The sequence below is a fragment of the Pseudarthrobacter sp. MDT1-56 genome (assembly GCF_059383555.1).
The window spans coordinates 72,714-89,489 of record NZ_JBWZCK010000010.1 but is presented as its reverse complement, the minus strand read 5'-3'; the positions used below and the strand labels follow the sequence as shown (position 1 = coordinate 89,489).

Genomic DNA, 16,776 nt, shown 5'->3' with positions numbered 1-16,776 from the left:
GTGGGCTACGTTCCCGTTGGGCTGGGGGTTGATTCCACGGCCGCGGCCTTGGCCAGGTGGTAGGTCACGAGCGAACCGGCGGGAACCTTGGCGCCGGAGGCGGGCTCGGAGCGGACGAAAGTCCCGGGGTCCTCGTCTTTGTTCGTCGGATTGACATCGACACCCTTGGCCCACCGCAGGCCCGCATTCAGGATGGCCTGCTGGACGGTGGCTTCGCTCGCCCCGGATTGCAGGGTCGGGACCGTCACGGTTTCGGGGGCTTCCGGTCCCTTGGAGTAGGACACGGTGATGGTCGTGTCAGGCTGGACCCGCCCGGCCGGGTCTATTTCCAGTACCGTCCCGGGGGCGGAGGCGTCGAAGACTTCCACTCCGGTGACACCAAGGCCCAGGCCAATCAGTTCGTTGCGAACTTCGTTGTATTGCCGGCCCAGGTAGCTTTCCGGAATCAGGTTGATTGCAGCCGGTGTCGACTGCGTGGGGGTGGCGGAGCTGCTGGTGGGGCTGGGGCTCGTGGACGTGGGCGAGGCGCTGGTGGTGGTCGGTGACGCGCTGGTCGTGGTGGCACTGCTGCTACTCGCAGGAGTCTGCGGGAACAGGATTCCGGCCTGGGTCAGCATGACGCCCACCAGTGCGAACAGCACGAGCAGGATCAGGGCAATCAGCGGCCAGGTCCAGGGGCTGCGGCCGCGGCGTTCCGGCTCATTGACCGGTTCGTCGTAGTCGTCGTCCTCCTGGACCCAATTGCGTTCCGCGGCGAGGGCGTCGGCACGCGACAGCGTGTTGCGTGCTCCGTACGAGCTGGCGGCGGCTCCGGCAGCGGTCCCTGCCGCGGCGCCCGCACCGGCGGCGCCGACCACCGGCAACGCCGAGGTGGCCGAGGTCGGACGGTCCGCAGCGCCGATGACACCGGTTGCTGCCGTGGGCATGTCCACCGGTGCCGTGATCGGCCCGGTTGCTGCCTCGAAGAGCAGCATGCCCGGGACGGCGGCGTGTGCCGCCGCGATGTCGCCGTTGCGGATGGCCTCGGCGGCCTCGGACAGCTTGAGGGCGTCGGCCGGGCGGTTCTTGGGGTCCTTGGCCAGCATGGACATCAGCAGGGCTCGGACCGGCTTCGGCAGGGTTTCCGGCAGCGGCGGCGGAGCGTCGTTGACCTGGGCCAGCGCGATCGCGATCTGGGATTCCCCGGAGAACGGACGATGCCCGGTAAGGCACTCGTATCCGATCACGCCGAGGGCGTAGATATCCGAGGCGCCGGTGGCCAGCTGGCCGGTTGCCTGCTCGGGTGCGAGGTACTGGGCGGTGCCCATCACCTGGCCGGTCTGGGTGAGGGGGACCTGGTCGGCCAGGCGGGCGATGCCGAAGTCCGTGACCTTGACGCGCCCGTCCGGGGTGATCAGCAGGTTGCCCGGCTTGATGTCGCGGTGGACCAGGCCCTGGGCGTGGGCCACGGAGAGGGCGCGGGCGGTCTGCGCGATCATGGACAGGGTGCGGTCCGGGGAGAGCACCTGTTCATGTTCGATGATGCTGCTCAGCGGCTGGCCCGGGACCAGCTCCATGACGAGGTAGGCGGAGCCCTCTTCCTCGCCGTAGTCAAAAACGTTGGCGATGCCCACGTGGTTCAGGAGCGCCGTGTGGCGGGCCTCGGCGCGGAACCGCTGGAGGAAGCCGGGGTCGCCGGTGTACTCCTCCTTGAGCACCTTGATGGCGACGATGCGGCCAAGGATCAGGTCTTTGGCTTTCCAGACTTCTCCCATGCCGCCGATCGCAATACGCGTGGTCAGCTGGAACCTGCCGCCGAGGGTGATTCCTGATGAAGGCCTCACTTATTCAACACCGCCTCAAAAATCTTCTTCGCGTTCGGACTGGTTAGCTTTGCGCCGGTGGTGATGTCTACGCCTTCCATGACGATAGTGACTGCCACCTGCGGGTCATTCGCCGGGGCAAACCCGGTAAACCATGAGTTGTTCAGGCCGTCGCCGAGTTCGGCGGTACCGGTCTTGCCGGCCACCCTCACGCCGGGCACTGCCGCCCCGCGGCCGATGCCCTCGCTGACTACGCTGACCATCCATTCGTTGATCTGCCGGGCAATCTCCGGTGTGGTGGAGGTCAGCAGGGCCTGAGGTTTCGGCTCGCTGATCGGCCGCAGGTCCGGGGAGCGGACGGCCTTGATCAGGTTCGGCTGCATCTGGACCCCGCCGTTGGCGATTGCGGCCGTCATCTGGTTGATCTGGAGCGGAGTGGCCCGAACGTCCCGCTGGCCGATCGACGACTGTGCCAGGCTCGCGTCGTCCAGCACTTCGGTCGGGAAGAAACTCGGGGCGGAGTCCAGCTTCAGCTGGTCGCCGAAGTCCTTGCCGAAGCCGAACTTCTCCGCCTGGTCCGCGATGGCCGCCTGCCCCAGATCCAGGGCAATACTGGCGAAGGGGGTGTTGCAGGACTGCTGCAGGGCGAAGGCGAACGTCGCCGTGTCGCGGGTGTAGCAGTTGCCGCCGGCATAGTTGGGCAGCGTGTACTGGATGCCGGGGAAGGACATCTCCGCCGGGTTGGGCAGGACGCTGTCCTTGTTGTACTTTCCTGAGCTGAGGGCCGCGGCTGTGTCGATGATCTTGAAGACCGAGCCCGGTGCCAGCAATTCCCCGGTCGGGCCGCTGACGTTCTGGTTCAGGTTGATCCCGGGCACCTTGTTGAGCTCGGCGAAGTTGGCGGCCTCGGCCACGGGATCCTGGGTGGCGATCAGGTTGGGGTCGTAGGAGGGCTTGGACACCATGGCCAGGATCGCGCCGGTCTTCGGGTTGGTCACCACGATCGATCCGCGCTGGCCATCCGGAATGAGGTCGAAGGCGAGCTTCTGGATCTCGGGATCCAGGGTGAGCTCAACCGAGGCGCCCTTGGGCTGGTTGCCCAGGAACAGCTGGCCGACCCGGTCCAGGAACTGCTGGTCCGAGCTGCCCGCGAGCTCTTCGTTCATCGTCTTCTCGAGCCCGGTCACGCCGAAGCTCCTGGAGAAATAGCCGGTGATCCCGGCGTATGGTTCCGGCTGGTTGTAGGTGCGCTGGAACTTGCAGCTCTCCGCGGCAGGCACAGACTCCGCCACGGGGGCACCGCCGACAATGATCGCGCCGCGGTCGTTGCAGTAATTCTGCAGGAGGGTGCGCTTGTTCCACGCATTGGCCTCCAGCTCGTCCGCGCCGACCACCTGCACGTAGCTGAGGGCACCGAAGATCAGGACGAACATCGCGATCGCGGCGATCCAGGCATTACGAATGGCTTGGTTCACAGCTTCACCACCTCCGTGGGGGCGTCCGGACTGTTCCGTCCGGTGCCGGGAACGGCGGCCGGCTTCGAAGGCATAGCCGGCATTACTTTCTGTGGGTCGGGTTCCTCACCGGGAGCCAGCGGTGTTGTGTCCACCGGGCCGCGGGCCGTGTGCGAGATCATCAGCAACAGTCCCACGATGATCCAGTTGGCCAGCAATGAGGAGCCGCCCGCGGCCAGGAACGGGGTGGTGAGGCCGGTGAGAGGAATGAGACGGGTGACGCCACCGATCACGACAAAGCACTGCAGCGCGATGGCGAAGGAGAGCCCGGTGGCCAACAGTTTCCCGAACGCATCCCGGGTGCCGAGTGCCGCCCGGAAACCGCGGGTGAAGAGCAGCAGGTACATCAGGACGATCGCGAAGAGGCCAATCAACCCCAGTTCCTCGCCGAAGGAGGCAATGATCATGTCGCTGTTGGCGAAAGGAACCAGATTGGGGCGTCCCTGGCCGAGACCGGTGCCCACCAGGCCGCCGTTGGCCATGCCGAACAGTCCCTCGACGATCTGCAGGCTTCCGCCGAACGCCCGTCCGTAGACTTCGTCGGTGAAAGCGTTGATCCAGCCGTCAATCCGCAGCGCGACGTGGGAGAAGACACGGGAGGCGACGAACCCGCCGGCGGCGATGAGCCCGACACCGATGATGACCCAGCTGATGCGGCTCGTGGCGACGTAGATCATCACCAGGAATAGGCCGAAGAACAGGATCGACGAGCCCAGGTCCCGCTGGAAGATCAATACGCCGATGCTCACAAGCCACGCGGCAATCATGGGGCCCATGTCCTTGAACCGCGGGAACTGGATGGGGCCGACTTTCCGGCCGGCCAGCAGGATGAGATCGCGGTTCGAGGAAAGATACCCGGCAAAGAATATGGCGAGGGTGATCTTGGCAATTTCGCCAGGCTGGAAGGTCATCGAGCCGACCTTGATCCAGACCCGCGCGCCCAGGATTTCACCGGCCGTGATGCCGGGGACGAGCGGAAGGATCAGCAGAAACGCACTGACGGCCAGGGAAATATAGGTGAAACGGCGCAGGATCCGGTGGTCCTTGAGGAACCAAATGACGGCGATCGAAACGGCCATGGCCACCAGGGTCCAGCGCAACTGGTTGTTCCCCGTGTCCTCCCCGACCCGGTCCAGCCGGTGGATCATCGCGAGGCCGAGGCCGTTCAGTGCGACCACCAGCGGAAGAATTACCGGATCGGCATATTTCGCCCGAATCCGGAGGACGATGTGGAAAGCAAGGGCGGCGACGGCGAGCAGGCTCGACTGGAACCAGAAATCGGTGTCGAACGCCTTCTGCTGGTCCACCCCGACCAGGGCGTTGGCCCCGATGCCGACGGCGAGGGCCAGCACCAGCAGGACAAGTTCAACGTTCCGCCGCGGCCTGGGCGTGGGATCGATGGGTGTCATTGGTCCCCCTCACAGATAGGGGCCGTCGCCGTCGGCGAGGGTGCCGCAGTTCCGGCAGCGCCGGGACTCGCCGTCGCGCCCGGATCCGCGGTGGCGCCCGGATCCGCTGTGGCGCTGGGATCCGCCGTCGCACCGGGGGTGGCTGGGGTTGGGGACGGGGTGATGCATTCGTCCGCGGGTGCGGTGGTGCCGGTTCGCTCAAGGTTCTTGACGATTCGCTGGGCGTCATAGAGGTCCCGGGCCGGCACGGTCTGGCGCACCCGCTGCTGGGAAAATTCGGGCAGATCTGACATCCGGATTTCGGTCACCGCTTCGAGGGTGGAGAGCTGGATGGGCCCCAGGCGCTGAGAGACCCCGTTGTAGATGGCCACGTGCTGGTCGTGCTCGCCGATGTAGTACCTCGTCTGGGTCCAGGCGTAGCCGAGCCACAGACCCACCGTGAGTAGTGCCACGATGGCCGCGGCGATGGAGACCGTCACCCAGCGGCGGGGCCGGCCGGCCTGCCGGTACTCGTCGGCTTCCTCCCTCGCCTGCTCCGACTTGTGGGTCAGGACCGTCGCAGCCCGGCGGGCCATGGTGCGCCCCGCGATGGTCGGAATGGAACCGGACTCCGCGGCGGCCGCGGCAGCGCCCACGAGTTCGTGGGGGCGCCCGGCAAGTTCCTCGCGGAGCACCTCGGCGGACAAGTGCTCGCCCAGGTGCGGATCGGTGGAGGTGGGCGGTTCGCCCTTTTCGGGGGCACCGCCAGCCGGCCTGTCGCCCGGTGAACCGGTGTCCGAAGGGGACGCCGTGGCCACGGACGGGTTGGGGGCCGTTGCTGCCGCGCCAGCCAGCGGGACGATTTCGACGGCGGCCGTCCGGACGTCGTCGGTGGTCTGTTCGGCGATTTCCAGCATCACCACGGTGACGTTGTCCGGAGCGCCGGCGTCCAGGGTGAGATCGACCAGCAGTTCGACGCATTCACGCAGGTCCTTGGTCTCCCGGACCGTGCGCTCCACGACGTGGCCGGCCACGTAGTTCAGGCCGTCGGAACAGAGCAGCCAGCGCTCACCCGGCTCGACGTCAAGCGTGTCCAGGTCAAGTTCAGGGCTGGCGTCGACGTCGCCAAGGACGCGCATCAGGACGTTCTTGTGCGGATGGGACTCGGCTTCGTCGGGGCGGAGCCGGCCTTCGTCGATGAGGCGCTGGACGAATGTGTGGTCCACGCTGACCTGCTCGAATTCGCCGTTCCGCAGCCGGTACGCGCGGGAGTCGCCAATATGGGCGAAGTGCAGCTTGCCTTCGGCCAGCAGGAGGGCGGTGACAGTGGTGCCCATGCCAGCAAGTTTGGGATTCATGTGGACGAGTTCGGAGAGCAGCGAGTTGGCGGTCTGGATCTCGTCCGCCAGGACGGTGCCGGCGTCGCCGTCGTAGTCGTCGCTGTCGAGGTGGATCATGTCCAGCACCGTGGCGGCAGAGGCGACGTCGCCGCCTGCGTGTCCTCCCATGCCGTCGGCAACGACGGCGAGGTGGCGGCCGACGTAGGCGGAGTCGTCGTTCTTCGCGCGCACGCGGCCGACGTCGGAACGCGCGGCGTAGCGCATGATGAGTGGCCGCTTGGAGGCAGTTGTTTCGCCTTCGGCCCTGTCTGCGGGGTGGTCCGGGGCAGCCACGGCTACGGCCTCAATTCAATGACCGTCTTGCCGATTCTCACGGGGACACCCAGCTCTACGGGCAGTGCCCTGGTCAGCTGCTGGTCGGCCAGGTAGGTGCCGTTGGTCGAGCCAAGATCCTCGATGAACCAGCGGCTGCCTTGCGGGAACAGGCGGGCGTGGCGGCCCGAGGCATAGTCATCCTCCAGCACGAGGGTGGCTTCCTGCGCGCGGCCCAGCAGGATGGGGCTCGCCGCAAGGGGGATCGTGGTGCCCTTGAGTGGCCCTTCGGTCACGACCAGCTGGCGTGGCTGCTGCTTGACTGGGGCCGCCGGTTCGGCCAGAGCCGGATTCTTGCGGACCTGCCTCGCCGTGGGGGCGCCCGCTGCAGCCTTGCGGCCGATCATGAGGTCGCGCCTCATGGCGGCAACAATGCTGAAGATCAGTACCCACAGGAGCAGGAGGAAACCGAAACGCAGGGCGGTGATGGTCAGTTCGCTCACTGGCGGCCGCCTGGGCTGGCGGGCAAGAGTCGGAAGATGATTTTGGTCCGTCCCATTGTGATCGTGGAGCCGTCGTTGAGTTCCGAGGAACCCACGATCTTGTGGCCGTTGACGTAGCTGCCGTTCGTGGATCCCAGGTCGACGGCCTGGGCGTTGCCCTGCCCCGTACGGATTTCCAGATGGCGGCGGGAAACGCCGGTGTCGTCAATAAGGATGTCTGCTTCGGAGGAGCGTCCCAGCACGATCGACGGCGCATTCAAGGAGTAGCGCTGCCCGTCAATGTCCAGCACAGGCTGCATCCGGGAAGGCTGGCGCGTCGGCGCGGCAGGCATTCCGGCGTGCGCGGGAGGCTGCGTGGAGGGGGAGGAGGAGGACTTCTCGGTCCGGGACTTGATTTCGAAGTCGCCGGCTCGGCGGTCCCCGTCCCGGCGGAAACTGATCCGGACGGGACCCGGCAGGGTGTAGCCCTGGCTGCGCACGTGGTTGATGACGACGTCGCACAGTTCTTCGGCGAGCGGGGTTCCCCATTCCTGGGCCCGCTGGAAGTCATCGTCACTGAGGAGGACGTCGAAGACGTTGGGGGCGAGGGTCCGCCCGGCGGCGATGGTGATGGCCTTGTTGTCAACCTCGCGGCGGAGGTGGCTGGCGATCTCGACAGGCTCAACCTGGGCGCGAGAACCGGTGGAGAAGACTCCGCGGACGGCCTTTTCGATGCCGCGCTCGACTTTGTCCAGCAATCCCATGGTCCTTCTCCTTTCGTGACGGCTGCAGGGCAGCGTTCGTTCCGGAACTCGGTTGCCCACATCTGCGGGAGCCCGCTGTTAACGGGCACTCCTACATCAGATACTACTGGGCGAGTCTGGGAATGGCCTTAATGCGCGTCGCCACTCCGCGCCGGGAAATTGCTTCGGACCGGCTCTGACGTGCACTGACATCGGCCCGATCCGCCCGGCGGGGACGGGTTCCTGGCGGCGCGGTGAGCCCCGGGGCTCACCGCGCCGGACCCCGGATTTCGGGCGCAGAACGTCCTGCACCATCCCTCGCCGGGAGCCGATTGGTGTTTTCCCGCTGTTGTCCGTTATGCTTGATCTCGCTGCTTTTACGAGGTTCACGGCCTGATTTTGGGCCAAGAACTATGTGGAAGAAGTTGCGCGCGAGTGGCGGAACGGCAGACGCGCTGGCTTCAGGTGCCAGTGTCCGAAAGGGCGTGGGGGTTCAAATCCCCCCTCGCGCACGCAAATGAAAGAAACCCCGGTCTTCGGACCGGGGTTTCTTTCGTTTAACCCGCGGAACTGACGCGTCTGGTTCAGCCCGCAACCAAGACCGCCCAGCGCCGCGGCGCCGATCTAACCGAGAGTTAACTTTACGGAAACGGCAAGGCGCAGATTCCTGAAACAACCGTTCCCTAAGGTCAGTGCCAGACGACCCCGCGGGGGTCGTTCTAATGCACCGGCTCCCGATTTGGAGAAGTAGAATGACGGCTTTTGGTTCGGAAATGCGCCCGACGCGCCGCATGCTGCTGGCGGGGATGTCCTCCGTCGCACTCGTGGCCCTTACCGGCTGCGGCGGCGGGACCAGCGCTGCGACGTCGACGGCCAGTGGTGCGGCGGGGGATCTCGGGACACTGGAGGTCCAGTTGTCCTGGTTGAAGAACGCTGAGTTCGCCGGTGAATATTTTGCCGACAGCAAGGGCTATTACAAAGATGCGGGCTTTACGGCGGTCAACCTGATTGCGGGCGGCCCGGGCGGCGCTTCGGCGGAGACCATGGTCCTTTCCGGCAAGGCCCTGGTTGGCACCTCGTCGCCGGTGGGAGTAGCCCCGGTGGTGCTCAATGAGGGTGCGCCGTTAAAGATCATCGGCTCCACGTACCAAAAGAACCCGTTCACCATCGTGTCGCTCGCGGAAAATCCGATCACCGCCCCCGGTGACCTGATCGGCAAGAAGATCGGGGTGCAGGCCGGCGTCAACGAGACTCTCTTCGATGCCCTCCTGGAGGTCAACAGTATTGATCCGTCCCAGGTCACGAAGCTGCCGGTGCAGTACGACCCGCAGCCGCTGCTGAATGGCGACGTCGAAGGGTTTTTTGCCTATCTCACCAACGAGGTCCTGACCCTCGAGCTGGGCGGGCACAGGACCGCGGTGCTGCCGTTCGCGGACAACGGCCTGCCCTTCGTCGCCGAAAGTTTCGTCGCGACCGAGGATTCCATCAAGAACAAGCGGACAGAGCTGAAAGCGTTCCTGGCGGCAACTATCAAGGGCTGGAAGGACGCGCTGGCGGACCCGGCGGAATCGGCCAGGCTCGCCGTGGAGGTTTATGGCAAGGAGCTCGGCCTCACCCTGGACAAGGAAAAGGCCCAGGCGGAGGCGCAGAACAGCAAGCTCATCGAGACTCCGGATACGGACAGCAACGGACTTTTCTCCATCTCCCAGGAGCTGATGGAGAAGAACATCGAAATACTCAAGCTGGCCGGCTACGACACCACGGCGGAGCAGATCTTCGACCTGAGCCTCCTCGACGAGGTCTACGCCGAGAACCCGACCCTGAAGTAGCCATGCCCGGAAGTAAGTTTGACGAATGTAAGTAGGACGAATGACTGACGTGAGCACGGCTGCCGTCTCCCACGGCATGCTCTCCGGTACCGGCATATCGCTCAGCCGGCTGGGCAAGAGTTTCCGCATGGGCCGCCAGAGCGTCGTGGCCCTGGAAGACGCCAACCTGAGTACATCGCAGGGAACGTTCCTGTCCCTGCTGGGGCCCTCAGGATGCGGCAAGTCCACCATCCTGAGGATCCTCGCCGGCCTGGAAACCCCCACGACCGGCCAGGTCACGGTGGACGGCCACACCCCGGCTGAGCTGCGCACCCGGCATGAACTGGGTATCGCCTTCCAGGATCCGGCCCTCCTGCCATGGCGAAGCGTGGTCTCCAACATCCGCCTGCCCTTCGAAGTGGCCGGTCTGCCCGTTGACCATGCCATGGTGGACGAGCTGGTGGGGCTGATCGGCCTGAGGGGGTTTGAAAAGGCCAAGCCGGCGCAGCTTTCCGGCGGTATGCGGCAGCGGGTCTCCATCGCCCGGGCGCTGGCACTCAAGCCGTCGGTGCTCCTGCTGGACGAACCGTTCGGCGCCTTGGATGACATGACGCGTCAGCGCCTCAATCTTGAACTGCTGCGCATCTGGACGGAGAAGCCGGCCACCACGCTTATGGTCACCCATGGAATCGCGGAGGCAATGTTCCTCTCCGACGTCGTCGCCGTAATGAGTGCACGGCCCGGCCGGATCAAGGAAATCATCACTGTTGACCTTCCCAGGCCAAGGACACCGGAGATGATGCGGACGCCAGAGTTCCACGCCCTGTGCGACCGGGCTTCTGAGCTGCTGTTCGGCGACGTCGGCGCGCACCGAGGGGAGGGAGGGTCCCGTGACGACGACTGACACGAAGACAGCGCCCGTTTCCCGGCCGTTTCCGCCGTGGGCGGCGGCGGGAATCGGGGTGGCGGCCACCGTTGCGCTCTGGTGGCTGGCCGCGGCCACCGTACTTTCAGGGGTGGGGGCCGCAGGCGACGGAACGGGCGGCGCCGTGCCCACACCGGGCGAGGTTGTTAGCCAACTGGCCGGCGACGGCGTTGGTTTCTATTGGCCCAACCTTGCGGTCACGGTCGTGGAGGCGTCCGCCGGCTATTTCTGGGGCAATATTGCAGCGCTCCTGCTGGCCGGCAGCGTGCTCGTGTTGCCGGCCCTGGAGCGGCTTGTCACCCAGCTGGCCGTCATCAGCTACTGCCTGCCGATCGTGGCCATCGGACCGCTGGCCTTCATTGTGATCGGATCGCCCGCGCGCGGCCAGGCGTCGGGAACAGCCGTGCTCCTTGCCGGCATCTCCGTTTTCTTCACCACCGTGGTGGGCGCCCTGTCCGCGCTGAAAAGTGCGGACCAGGCGAGCCTGGACCTCGTTGCCGTCTACGGCGGCGGCAGGTTCAAGCAGCTGGTCAAAGTGCAGCTCATTTCGGCGCTGCCGGGGATCCTCACCGCGCTCAAGATCGCCGTTCCCGCGGCCGTGCTGGGGGCAGTCCTGGGCGAATACGTGGGAGGAGTGGACCGCGGGATCGGCCCGGCGCTGGTCAACGCGCAACAGAACCTCGAAATTGCCCGGGCCTGGGGGGTCGCCCTGGTCGCCGGACTGCTGGCCGGCGCCGGATATGGAGTCTTTTCCGTGATCTCACGGTTCGTCACTCCGTGGTCCGCCGGCCGACCGGGGGCCTCCCGATGACGTCGCGAAACCACGGTCCCGCCGTCCTTAAAGGCCTCGGCCGTGCGGCAGTGGGGCTGCTGGTGTCCCTGGCCGTCGTGCTGCTGCTGTGGGTGGCGCTGCTGAAGTTCTTCAACATCTCGCCGTACGTGGGCAAAGGCCCCCTGGATGTCTTCAACTTCCTCTTCACCGTCCCGGCATCCGGCGGGAACCGGCAGGCTGTCCTGCAGAACCTCGGCCAAACCATGATCGACGCCTTTCTCGGCTTCGCCGCCGGGATAACCGGGGCCGTGGTGATCGCGGCCGTCTTTGTCCTCTTCCGCGGCGTGGAGAGTGCACTGATGCCGATCGCCATGCTGCTGCGCTCCGTGCCACTGGTCGCGTTGGCGCCAATCATCATCCTCATTTTCGGGCGGCAGGAACCGGCCGTGGCCGCCATCGGGGGGATCGTGGTGCTGTTTCCTGCCCTGGTGACGATTGTCTTCGGACTCCGCTCGGCGTCGCCCGCCATGCTGGAGGTCGTCGATGTCTACGGCGGCTCCCGGTGGACGGCGCTGCTGAAGGTTGCCTTGCCGTCATCCCTCCCGTCCTTCTTTACCGCAGTCAAGGTCTCCATCCCGGGAGCGGTGACGGGGGCCTTGCTGGCCGAATGGCTGGCCACGGGTAAAGGTGTGGGCTATGCGATCATCTCAGCCGTCTCCCGCGCCAGGAACAACGAGGTGTGGGCGCTGGTGGTGGTGATCACGCTCGTGTCGATCATCCTGTACACGGTTGTCGCCCTGCTGGAGGACGCCATGCTGAGGAGATCCGGGCAGGCACCGTCGACGTCGGCATGACTGGCCGGGCGCGCCGGTGCGCCGGTGCAACGTGCGAGGCACGTCCTCGTCGGCGGTCAGCCGCGGAGCGCCCCGAAGCGCGCGATCATCGCCTCCAGGCCCAGGTTGAAGGCGACGTCGGCGGGCTTCTCGTAGCCTTCCAGGTCCTGGTGCTTGACTGCCGCGGTGAAGTTCGGCGTCGAGTCCGCCATGCTGCCGGAGTCAAAGATGTCCGCCGGCGCGGTGACGTCATAGGCGGAGCCGAAGATGAAGGACTCCATAGCCACGATTGCGGAAACGATCCGCCCCCGGGGGAAATCCGCGCGGCTGAATCCCGCGCTGACGGCCTCGTACATGGCCAGCGTCTTGGGGGCGTCGGTCACCGGGAGCACGGCGATCACCGGGATGAGCGGCGTGTGCTTGGAGAACACGTCGCGGTAGCTCCAGGCCCAACGGCGCACGGCCTGGTCCCACGGTTCGGTCTCGAAGGCGGTCACGTCAACGAACGACGTCAGGTGGTCCTGGACCAGGACCAGGACATCGCGCTTGGACGAAACATGGTTGTACAGGGCCGACGGCGCCACATTCAGCGTGCGCGCCAGGGCAGCCATGGTGAACCCGTCGTAGCCGCTCTTCCCGATAAGCTGCAGGGCCGCCGCGGTGATGCCGTCCTGGTCGAGGACGGCGGCAGCGGGCCTGCCCACCCGGCGGCGCGGTTTGGCGTCGTGGCGGTGTGGATCTGCAGGGGCGCTGGTTGATGCCGGCATTGCTGGCCTTTCTGCGGTCGGTCTCCTGGGTGCTCCCATTGTGTCCCCAACTTTACGGCCAGTTTGCCAGCGAAATTTCTTGTGCGGGAGGTCTTCCCTGATGCCCGTGAAGGGTCTATAGTCAATCCTAAATGAATGGCATTCATTTAGTGGTCCGCATCACTTCAGCGGCCACAGAGAGGACATCATGCTGGAACTTGACCGCGACGTCGTCATCGTCGGAGCTGGCCCCGCCGGGCTGACCGCCGCCCGGGAACTGAAGAGGGCCGGCCTCAGTGTGGCCGTCCTGGAGGCGCGCGACCGTGTCGGCGGCCGCACCTGGACCGACACGATTGACGGCGCCATGCTGGAAATCGGCGGCCAGTGGGTCTCCCCGGACCAGACCGAACTGCTGGCGCTCCTCGACGAGCTCGGCCTGCAGACCTATTCCCGTTACCGCGACGGCAAATCTGTCTATATCGGCTCCGACGGCACACGCACCCTGTACTCGGGCGATACCTTCCCGGTCAGCGAAACCACCGCCGCCGAAATGGACAAACTCACCGCCCTGCTGGATTCCCTCGCCGCCGACATCGGCGCCACCGAACCGTGGGCGCACCCCAAGGCCCGGGAGCTGGATACCGTCTCCTTCCACCACTGGCTGCGGCAGAACTCCTCGGATGAGGAAGCCTGCAACAACATCGGGCTCTTCATTGCCGGCGGCATGCTCACCAAGCCGGCCCATGCGTTCTCCGCGCTGCAGGCCGTGCTGATGGCTGCCTCCGCCGGTTCCTTCAGCCACCTCACCGATGAGGACTTCATCCTGGACAAGCGCGTCGTCGGCGGCATGCAGCAGCTTTCCGAGCTGCTCGCCGCCCAACTGGGTGACGACGTCGTGCTGGACAGTCCGGTGCGCACCATTAACTGGGCGGCGTCCTCCGCAGGAGGAACTGAAGAAAACACCGCCGGTCAGCGCGTGACCGCTGTTTCGGAACGCGCCACCGTGAACGCGCGCTTCGTCATCATGGCCGTGCCGCCGAACCTCTACTCCAGGGTCTCCTTCAACCCGCCGCTGCCGCGCCGCCAGCACCAGATGCACCAGCACCAGTCACTCGGCCTGGTCATCAAGGTGCACGCTGTCTACAGCACGCCGTTCTGGCGCGAGGACGGCCTCTCCGGAACCTGCTTCGGCGCCGGCGCCCTGGTCCAGGAGGTCTACGACAACACCAACCACGAAGACACCCGCGGCACCCTGGTCGGTTTTGTCTCGGATGAGAAAGCCGATGCAATGTTCGAGCTCAGCGCCGAGGAACGCCGCCGCGCCATCCTCGAATCGATGGCCGGATTCCTGGGTGACAAGGCCCTCGAGCCGGAGGTCTACTACGAGTCGGACTGGGGCTCCGAGGAGTGGACCCGCGGCGCCTATGCCTCCAGCTACGACCTCGGCGGACTGCACCGCTACGGAAAGGACCAGCACGCCCCGGTCGGCCCGATCTACTGGTCCTCCTCGGACCTCGCTGCCGAGGGCTACCAGCACGTCGACGGCGCGGTCCGGATGGGACGCCAGACTGCGGCCCGGCTTGTCGCAGCGGCAGACCGAACCCCCGTGGCCTCCAATTAGCCCGACGCTCCCACCCACGCCCAACAGTTCAGAAAGGACCGGCCAGATGCGTTACGTAGTGGGGTATTCAGCCAATGCCAGGGGCCACGATGCCGTTAATCTGGCCGCAGCGCTGGCACGCGGCCGCGGTGCCAGCTTGGACCTCGTCCTGGTGGTGCCCGAAGTCCAGCAGTTCGGCGCCGCCCATGCGCCCAAGGCAGGCTTCGAGAACCTCCTGAACGAGCAGGCGCGCCAATGGCTCGATGAGGCCCTGGCCCTCGTCCCCGCGGACGTTCCGGCGCAGGCGCACATCCGCAGCGGCGACTCGGACGCCCAGGCGCTGATCGAGGCGGCCGAGGAACTAGGGGCGGACGTCCTGGTCATCGGGGCAAGCAGCACCGGCCTGTTCAAGCGGTTCACCATCGGTTCGGTGGCCAGTGCACTCCTTCACGCGTCCACCGTTCCGGTGGCCCTGGCACCGCACGGCTACTACCGCCAGGAGGCCCTGACCCGCATCAGTTGCGGACTCGGCACCCGGGCGGGAGCGGAGAAGCTGCTCGATTTCGCCATCGGCATGGCGGCGAACCGGGCGGTCCAGTTGCGGGTGGTGTCGCTGCTTGCCCTCGACGGCGGGGACCCGGGCGCGGCCGATGCCGCCCGCGAGTACGCGGAGAAGACCGTCGCGGCCGCGGCGCCGGTCAGCCCGTCGGGCGTCCAGCTGGCAGCCAAGACGGACGTCGTCGTCGCACAGGGCCGGAGCATCGAAGAGGCCGTGGACGGCCTCGACTGGGAGGACGGCGAGGTCCTGGTCATCGGTTCGAGCCGCCTGGCCCAGGGCCGGTCCATCTTCCTCGGCAGCACGGCCAACCGGATCCTGCGCGCCCTGCCGGTGCCGATGCTCGTGGTCCCCAGCGGCTACGAACTCAAGCACCAGAATCCGTCAACATCGAATGACACGTCCGGAGAGGCACCCCAATGAGCACCGAACACGTGACGGCCAAGGCCTCGCACGACACCCACGCAGGACTGAGCGCCAAGGGCCTCAAAGCCGGATCGGTCGGCCTGATCGGCGCCGTCGTCATCGGGGTGTCCTGTATTGCCCCTGCCTACACTCTGACCGCGGCCCTGGGCCCCACGGTCGCCGAAGTCGGCGTCCAGCTGCCGGCCATCTTCCTGGTGGGCTTCATTCCGATGCTGCTCGTCGCGTTCGGCTACCGGGAACTGAACAACGCCATGCCCGACGCCGGAACCTCCTTTACCTGGGCTTCGCGCGCCTTCGGCCCGTGGATCGGCTGGATGGGCGGCTGGGGACTGATCGCCGCGACGATCATTGTGTTGTCCAACCTTGCCGCCGTGGCGGTGGACTTCTTCTACCTCATGCTGGCCCAGCTGTTCGGCAACCCCGAGCTGGCGGACCTGACCCTGAACCTGCCGCTGAATATCGCCACCACGCTGGTGTTCATCGCGCTGGCCTGCTGGATCTCCTACCGCGGCATGGAAACTACCAAGGGTGTGCAGTACGTGCTGGTCGCGTTCCAGCTCTTCGTGCTCGGCTGGTTCGCGGTCGCCGCTTTCAGCCACGTCGCCAACGGCACCGCCTTCGATGCCACCGCGATCACCCCCGACTGGTTCAACCCGTTCGCCGTCGAATCCTTCTCGGCCTTCGCCGCCGGCGTCTCCCTCTCGATCTTCATCTACTGGGGCTGGGACGTCACCCTGACCATGAACGAGGAAACCCGGAACCCGGAGAAAACCCCGGGCCGCGCAGCCACCGTCACCGTGCTCGTCATCGTGATCATCTACATGACCGTCGCTCTGGCCACGCTGGCGTTCGCCGGCATCGGGCAGGAGGGCCTGGGAGCCGGAAACCCGGAAAACCAGGGCAGCATCTTCGCCGTCCTCGCCGGACCGGTCATGGGCCCGTTCGCCATCCTGATGTCTCTGTCCATTCTGAGCAGCTCGGCCGCGTCCCTGCAGTCGACGTTCGTCTCACCAGCCCGGACGCTGCTGGCCATGGGCCACTACAAGGCGCTGCCGACCAAGTTCGGCCGGATCAGCCCTACCTTCAAGTCCCCGAGCTACGCCACGATCGCGGCGGCCATTGCCGCGGCGGGGTTCTACGTGATCACCCGGACCACCTCCGAGAACGCCTTGTGGGACACCATCACCGCGCTGGGCATGATGATCTGCTTCTACTACGGCATCACCGCCCTGGCCTGTGTCTGGTTCTTCCGGAGCGAGGCCTTCAGCGGGGCACGGGCATTCTTCTTCAAGTTCCTCTCCCCGCTCCTGGGCGGGGTCATCCTGCTGGTGATGTTCGTCAAGACCGCCTATGACTCCATGGACCCGGCGTACGGTTCCGGATCATCTGTCGGCGGCATTGGCCTTGTGTTCATCCTGGGCATGGGTGTGATTCTGCTGGGTGTAGTGCTCATGCTGGTCATGGCCAAGATCCGCCCGGAGTTCTTCAAGGGCAAGGTCCTGCCCACCGGGTACTAGGCCGCCGCCGCA

Annotated in this window: 14 protein-coding genes and 1 tRNA gene; 8 read left to right on the top strand and 7 right to left on the bottom strand. The window is 66.0% G+C overall.

All coding sequences use genetic code 11. The annotated features are described in order from the left end of the window. Positions 1-5: 5 nt before the first annotated feature. From AC50YC_RS14715 to AC50YC_RS14690, 6 genes are read right to left on the bottom strand one after another with little or no spacing between them, the layout of a single operon-like run. Positions 6-1,823, bottom strand: coding sequence for a protein kinase domain-containing protein (locus AC50YC_RS14715; RefSeq protein WP_494952856.1), 1,818 nt, complete (start codon positions 1,821-1,823; stop codon positions 6-8). Further along, positions 1,820-3,277: a peptidoglycan D,D-transpeptidase FtsI family protein gene (locus tag AC50YC_RS14710; RefSeq protein ID WP_494952855.1), complete on the bottom strand. Its 1,458-nt coding sequence runs from the start codon at positions 3,275-3,277 to the stop codon at positions 1,820-1,822. The genes AC50YC_RS14715 and AC50YC_RS14710 overlap by 4 nt, the downstream gene beginning before the upstream one ends. Continuing rightward, on the bottom strand, positions 3,274-4,725 hold the full coding sequence (locus AC50YC_RS14705; RefSeq protein ID WP_494952854.1) for an FtsW/RodA/SpoVE family cell cycle protein: 1,452 nt from the start codon (positions 4,723-4,725) through the stop codon (positions 3,274-3,276). Before AC50YC_RS14705 ends, AC50YC_RS14710 begins: the two co-directional genes overlap by 4 nt. Then, positions 4,722-6,377, bottom strand: a complete 1,656-nt coding sequence (locus AC50YC_RS14700) for a PP2C family protein-serine/threonine phosphatase (protein ID WP_494952853.1) — start codon at positions 6,375-6,377, stop codon at positions 4,722-4,724. The genes AC50YC_RS14705 and AC50YC_RS14700 overlap by 4 nt, the downstream gene beginning before the upstream one ends. 2 nt (positions 6,378-6,379) lie before the next feature. Continuing rightward, positions 6,380-6,859 carry an FHA domain-containing protein FhaB/FipA gene (locus AC50YC_RS14695; protein WP_024368146.1) on the bottom strand — a complete coding sequence of 160 codons (480 nt, stop codon included), beginning with the start codon at positions 6,857-6,859 and terminating at the stop codon, positions 6,380-6,382. Next, complete coding sequence (locus tag AC50YC_RS14690) at positions 6,856-7,602, bottom strand: FHA domain-containing protein (RefSeq protein WP_494952852.1); 747 nt, start codon at positions 7,600-7,602, stop codon at positions 6,856-6,858. The genes AC50YC_RS14695 and AC50YC_RS14690 overlap by 4 nt, the downstream gene beginning before the upstream one ends. 408 nt (positions 7,603-8,010) lie before the next feature. Here AC50YC_RS14690 and AC50YC_RS14685 point away from each other — a divergent pair. From AC50YC_RS14685 to AC50YC_RS14665, 5 genes are all read left to right on the top strand, one after another. Continuing rightward, positions 8,011-8,093 (top strand) — tRNA-Leu (locus AC50YC_RS14685). 240 nt (positions 8,094-8,333) lie between these two features. Next, positions 8,334-9,410, top strand: a complete 1,077-nt coding sequence (locus AC50YC_RS14680) for an ABC transporter substrate-binding protein (protein ID WP_494952851.1) — start codon at positions 8,334-8,336, stop codon at positions 9,408-9,410. Between the two features lie 40 nt (positions 9,411-9,450). Next, the gene (locus tag AC50YC_RS14675) at positions 9,451-10,293 is read left to right on the top strand and encodes an ABC transporter ATP-binding protein (protein WP_494952850.1); all 843 of its coding nucleotides are present in this window, start codon (positions 9,451-9,453) and stop codon (positions 10,291-10,293) included. After that, positions 10,280-11,125 (top strand): ABC transporter permease, encoded by an 846-nt coding sequence (locus AC50YC_RS14670; RefSeq protein ID WP_494952849.1) that lies wholly within the window; start codon positions 10,280-10,282, stop codon positions 11,123-11,125. Before AC50YC_RS14675 ends, AC50YC_RS14670 begins: the two co-directional genes overlap by 14 nt. Further along, a complete protein-coding gene (locus tag AC50YC_RS14665; RefSeq protein ID WP_494952848.1) occupies positions 11,122-11,940 on the top strand; it encodes an ABC transporter permease in 819 nt (272 codons plus the stop codon). Before AC50YC_RS14670 ends, AC50YC_RS14665 begins: the two co-directional genes overlap by 4 nt. A 56-nt stretch (positions 11,941-11,996) precedes the next feature. Here AC50YC_RS14665 and AC50YC_RS14660 read toward each other — a convergent pair whose 3' ends face one another. Continuing rightward, complete coding sequence (locus tag AC50YC_RS14660; RefSeq protein ID WP_494952847.1) at positions 11,997-12,686, bottom strand: TetR/AcrR family transcriptional regulator; 690 nt, start codon at positions 12,684-12,686, stop codon at positions 11,997-11,999. Positions 12,687-12,873: 187 nt separating this feature from the next. Between AC50YC_RS14660 and AC50YC_RS14655 the strand changes: the two genes are divergently transcribed. From AC50YC_RS14655 to AC50YC_RS14645, 3 genes are read left to right on the top strand one after another with little or no spacing between them, the layout of a single operon-like run. Then, positions 12,874-14,286: a flavin monoamine oxidase family protein gene (locus AC50YC_RS14655; protein WP_494952846.1), complete on the top strand. Its 1,413-nt coding sequence runs from the start codon at positions 12,874-12,876 to the stop codon at positions 14,284-14,286. A 46-nt stretch (positions 14,287-14,332) separates the two neighbouring features. Next, the gene (locus AC50YC_RS14650; RefSeq protein WP_494952845.1) at positions 14,333-15,244 is read left to right on the top strand and encodes a universal stress protein; all 912 of its coding nucleotides are present in this window, start codon (positions 14,333-14,335) and stop codon (positions 15,242-15,244) included. Beyond that, entirely contained in the window at positions 15,241-16,764 is a 1,524-nt protein-coding gene (locus tag AC50YC_RS14645) for an APC family permease (protein ID WP_494952844.1), read from the top strand. The genes AC50YC_RS14650 and AC50YC_RS14645 overlap by 4 nt, the downstream gene beginning before the upstream one ends. Positions 16,765-16,776: the final 12 nt, after the last annotated feature.